Genomic DNA, 1,114 nt, shown 5'->3' with positions numbered 1-1,114 from the left:
CCGACCGCGAGGAGCGGTGCGAGCCGCCAGGCCGCCGAAGAGGACGGTCCGGCCCCGCGCGGAGCGCGACGGCTCGGGCTTCCCGACGGGACCCGGCCCCGCGAAGGCGAGCGGTTACGCTGAGGTCATGCCGTCCACACGTCGAACAGCGCGCCAGACAGACCTCCTCGAACGGCTCGTCGCCTTGCTGGCGGCGGAGGGGTTCGCATCGTTCACGCTCGACGAGCTGACCGAGCGGCTGCGCTGCTCGAAGACAACGCTGTACCAACTCGCGGGCAGTAAGCAGGAGTTGGTCCGAGAAGCGGTGAAGCACTACTTCCGGGAGGCGGCCGGCGCCATCGAGAAGCAGGTGGCGGACACCTCCGCGCCGGCCGACCGCGTGGTGGTCTACCTGAACGCGGTCGCTGAACGGTTGCGCCCGCTGTCCCGGCGATTCCTCGACGACATGGCCCAGTTCGAACCGGCCCGTGAGGTGTACGAGGCCAACACACGTCTCGCCGCCGCCCGGATCAGACAGCTGATCGCGGACGGCGTCGCAGCGGGCGCGTTCCGTGACGTCCATGCCGCGTTCGTGGGCGAGGTCGTGGCCGCCACCATGCAGGAGATCCAGCGTGGCGAGGTGGCCGCGCGCACCGGGCTGAACGACGCGGAGGCCTACGCGGAGCTGGCCTCGCTCATCGTGCACGCCGTCTCACCCTGACCGGACCGCCGGGGGCGAGGACTCGACGCCCCAGTCGCGGAGCACCGACTCGGTGTCCGCGCCCGCCGCACGGGGCGCCGACGGCGGTCTGCTCGGGGTGCGCGAGAAACGCGGCGCGGGGGCGGCCTGCAGGATGCCGTCCACCTCGACCAAGGTGCGCCGGGCCACCATGTGCGGGTGCGCGCCCGCCTCGGCGAAGGTGAGCACGGGCGTGACGCACGCGTCCGTTCCGGCGAAGTGCTCCGCCCACTCGTCGCGGGTACCGGAGGCGAACCTGCCCGCGAACCGGGACCGCAGCACAGGCCACCCGCCACGGTCGCCCTGCGCGGGAAGCTCGGCGGGGACGAGACCGAGCCCGTCGAGCAGGGCCGAGAAGAACTGCGTTTCGAGTGAGCCGGCGGCCACGTACTTGCC

2 protein-coding genes are annotated in these 1,114 nt (G+C 72.4%); one reads left to right on the top strand and one right to left on the bottom strand.

Annotated elements, in window-relative coordinates; genetic code table 11:
- Positions 1–127: 127 nt before the first annotated feature.
- Positions 128–700, top strand: a complete 573-nt coding sequence (locus ABZV34_RS39860) for a TetR/AcrR family transcriptional regulator (RefSeq protein ID WP_356288330.1) — start codon at positions 128–130, stop codon at positions 698–700.
- Here ABZV34_RS39860 and ABZV34_RS39855 read toward each other — a convergent pair.
- The coding region (locus ABZV34_RS39855) for a CoA transferase (RefSeq protein ID WP_356288327.1) at positions 692–1,114 on the bottom strand (423 nt) is incomplete at its 5' end. The genes ABZV34_RS39860 and ABZV34_RS39855 overlap by 9 nt on opposite strands.

Source organism: Streptomyces sp. NPDC005195 (assembly GCF_040608315.1).
Classification (GTDB): Bacteria; Actinomycetota; Actinomycetes; order Streptomycetales; family Streptomycetaceae; genus Streptomyces; species Streptomyces kaempferi.
Note: the sequence above shows the minus strand (reverse complement) of the source record. Positions and strands in the feature narration are given on the sequence as shown.